The sequence below is a fragment of the Tepidimonas alkaliphilus genome (assembly GCF_007556595.1).
Lineage (GTDB): Bacteria > Pseudomonadota > Gammaproteobacteria > Burkholderiales > Burkholderiaceae_C > Tepidimonas > Tepidimonas alkaliphila.
Genome location: NZ_VJNB01000025.1, coordinates 1 through 3,784, shown reverse-complemented (window position 1 = coordinate 3,784; position 3,784 = coordinate 1). Strand labels below are relative to the sequence as shown.

The following is a 3,784-nucleotide window of genomic DNA, read 5'->3' as shown; positions in this document are numbered from 1 at the left end:
GGCCGCACCTGGGCTACCGCAACAACGGTCGCACCCCGTACCAGACCGTGCAGCGCTTCGTGCAGCAGGTCCGACAGGAGCCTGCCGACGAGTCAACAACTGCAACCCAAGAAGGTTAAGAGTACACCTTGAATACTTGTCCGTATCTAGCCAATTTGTTCTTCCATCATCTCCCCAGGTTCAGAGTTCTATGAGAACGACATCTATTCTGACACTGGGGTTCCCACGAAAGGGACGGCGGAAAGATCAAGTGCAAGGCAGATCAGGCCGCGTTGGACTTGATTATTGACTCCGCCGCGTGATTGATAATCACATTAAATTCAAACCGGGGCACACATCACTATACCTTCCCCCTTCCAACCACGAAGCTGCATTTCCCGGTAGGTATTTAGATTTGTCGTAAAACGGTGGTTGCTATCGCGCCCTTTTTCAAAACCCTGGTTGTATAAACGGTATATCGGCACCTGATTCGCCGCACAAAAAGCTTGTCCACTGGAATCGCGCTGTGGTGGATAAATATAAAAGGCAATACCTTCATAATTCCACCTTTTTTCTGTCACAGGCACCCTAACCTGCTGCTGCTTCAGAAATTCACATTCGCTTCGATCCATTGTATAAAAATGACTGTTAGGGCCTGGACTCACGGAACCATAAAAGCGACAAACCTCGACGGAACCTGGAGCCGGATTGCTTACTGGAAACGCTTTGAACATGTCTCCGGTTTCTCGCTCTCCGGTTGCAGGATTGCTTCGCAACCAGTTCGCTTCTCCTGCGTCAGCCGTTCTAAAATACCGATCTAGATCTTGATTATAAAATTCAAAAACAGTCACCGTTGTTTGCGGAGGCTGCCCTGGCGGCGCAGGCACGTTGCCCGGATCAAGCCATTGCGAAATACCTAACGCATATGATTTGCCGAATCGACCATAAACCGCAAAAGCAGCTCCCGGATTGTCGCAACTACCCGAACCGCCGTAAAGCACGCCGCTCAAATAGCGGGATCCATTCTTGCTAATCCAGTAACCGCTTCCGCTACTCCCTGGCTGAGTATCTCCCTGCCCCCAGGCAATGTAAATGAAGTTACCAGTAGCCGAATTAGCTTGGTTACAAGTAAAGGTACTCGAGCCGCCTGTTGTGCAAGACAAATAAACAGCTGTGGAACCCGTGGATAGCTTTTTCAAATCTCCCTTGGGATGATGGATACCCACAGCAAAATCACCCAAAGCATCTCCAGTTGTCCAGCCGGAAAAAACCGCTCCAGCCGGAGGATAAGAATTAAGTCTTAGAAGGGTAGTATCTGTTTCTGCCAAACCCCACAAGAGGGCAGCTCCACCGTCAACCCTAACAAAAGGAGTTGGCATAGGATTACCCCCACAGCTTGACGCTTCGCCAAACCAATATGTTGTCAGCGTCGATGCAGCCGATTGGGTATTGAGACAATGATTAGCGGTGATAAAATAAGGAACCCCGGTATTGCCTCTATCATTCAAAAGGGTGCCAGTGCAACGATAACCACTCCCTCCCTCCACAAAAATCATCGCCGCAACCGACTTTCTCTCATCAGCCCAGGCCGGATAACAAACCGCATAAGGCGTACATGACGAAGAAAATCCGACATTAAAATTTAGAGGAACCAGATCCCAATAATGCAATATTTCGTCAACACTCAAATCAACCCCGCGACTGCTATTCGATTGAATTATCAAATAGGCTTTCTCCCCCTCAACCGGCGGACTCCACCAGACTCTGGCCTCACTCGTCTCACCATCCTTTCGGACATTAAGTTCGATGATCTCATTTAATTCACGCCCCGTTATCGCTTTGATGATGTTTCTTTTCGAGTCAAGAATCCATATGACAACATCGGGCGACACACGCCCAACTTTCAGACCTATAGAAACACCTTTAGCTCCAGCGCTACTGACCTCTAGCGCTTCGTAAAATAAATTGCTTTCCGCATCGGCCAATGTTTTAAAACCATATCTCCATTGCCGATTAAGCGTCGAATCAATTAGCTTTCTTGTTACGCCTATACGTTCTTTTTGCACACCCGGAGAAGAGGGTTCCTTGTCAACAAACTCTGCATCGACAGGAGGCGACAAGAATCCAGCAACATCTGACTTTATTTTTTTAAAATCCAGTGATTGAATCGAAGGCTCTCGCTGGACTAACAGTTCTCGATTCACCAATGACCGGTCAGTTTCGCGTTTCTCGACATAAATGACCGCAGACTCGGCGTAGCCTCCGGCCAGTGCTTGCCCACCTAAAATGAATAAACACCCAATCCAAGCACTTGCTTTTAAAAAACCAGCAGATTTCTTCATTTTCTTCACCTCTTCATTGAAACCCCTCAAGCTGAACTTTCTTCAAGTCAGCCACCCAATTTTTCTTCTGTAGCCATCCTTTCCATCTTGGATTTCGAGAGCGGATTTTAAAGCTTTCCAGAAGAACTCCATTACTTAAAACCCTTTAGCTCACAGCTTACCAACTTTTATTACCCCCTTTCTTGACACACAATTTGACCTATCCCTCAAAGTACGCCTTTTTATTTTTTAACCTCCTCAACATCCATTCAGGCACTCGAAATTTCACGACACTTATATAAGCCCAAATATATAAACAAACAAATAACAATACACAAAATATTAAAATAACTTCATGATGCCAGAACACGACAGCAGGCACAATTGAAACCGATGAAAGCCCCCATAGGTACGGGGACGTCGCCGCATTTCGGGCTGTGACGTCACGTGCAGCAGGGCCGCCAGCTGCCCAACGCACCATCCGCCGGTAAATTAGCATATGCAGATGCAATGCATCTGGCACTCCGGGCGAAACACCCCGCAGAAAAGTCTTGCGGTAAATGGAGAACAATGTTTCAGTGATGGGGTACGCACAGACCAAGAAACAAAACCATGGCGACACACTTGAATGCCGAACCACCAGCATTACGGCAACCTCTGCCACAAAAAAGCCCGCCAGATAAGCGCCTCCATCGCCTAAAAAAATGAGACCTCGCGGATAATTCCAAACAAAAAAACCAGCTAGCGCGCCGATGGCCGCCAGACACACTTGCACCAAAAATTCATCTTGTAAAACCCAGGCCACGTAACCTAAGGCAGCCAACATTAACATCGCCACCGCTGAAGCGAGCCCATTAAAACCATCAATGATATTGATCGCGTTGGCAACGCCCGCAACTCCTATCATGGTCACCAGCCACGCCAGCCAAATCCAGCTCCATAGCAGTTCATCGATTAGCGGGATACCCAATCGAGGCAGGACAGCTTCGATGCTGTAAGCCGCAGCGGCAGCCGAGGCCATCGTGGCCACAAGTCTCGGGATTACACCCACTTTTTTTGTTAAATCTTCGCTCAGGCCCGCTAAAAATGCAGGCAAGGCAGCCAGCAACAACCACCATGCTTCTTCACCCACGAGACCTCTCCATCCGCTCCACCCCAGACCCGCCACGCATCCCATAAACAGGGCAATACCCCCTATCCTAGGCACCACCCCATGGTGGAATTTTTGCACACCAGGCTGACTATCTCCACTATAGCGAAGATGGTGGCTTTGAAAGCGTATCAGAGCGAGCGACACCAAAAATGCCACAGTAAAAGCAAGCCATAGCGTTTGCACGATTAGACCTCAAGGTTAAAAAGTCGTCCCTGAAATATTCATTTTCAGGCCATCCGCAGCCGCAGCCAGGCCGCATGGACGCCGCCGGTCACGGTTTGGTGCTGCCAAGCAAGCCAGCGGGCAAACAGCCGCACGGCCGCGATGAGGC

At 48.9% G+C, this 3,784-nt stretch carries 2 protein-coding genes; both read right to left on the bottom strand.

Annotated features, from left to right (window positions below):
• Nucleotides 1-320 precede the first annotated feature (320 nt).
• The gene (locus tag Talka_RS11780) at nucleotides 321-2,321 is read right to left on the bottom strand and encodes a trypsin-like serine protease (protein ID WP_143891510.1); all 2,001 of its coding nucleotides are present in this window, start codon (nucleotides 2,319-2,321) and stop codon (nucleotides 321-323) included.
• Between the two features lie 199 nt (nucleotides 2,322-2,520).
• On the bottom strand, nucleotides 2,521-3,432 hold the full coding sequence (locus tag Talka_RS11775; protein ID WP_246100684.1) for an MraY family glycosyltransferase: 912 nt from the start codon (nucleotides 3,430-3,432) through the stop codon (nucleotides 2,521-2,523).
• Nucleotides 3,433-3,784: the final 352 nt, after the last annotated feature.

What these genes read in the sequence shown, in the direction of transcription:
- Talka_RS11780 (WP_143891510.1), bottom strand. Translation starts at nt 2,321, where the DNA reads ATGAAGAAATCTGCTGGTTTTTTAAAAGCAAGTGCTTGGATTGGGTGT.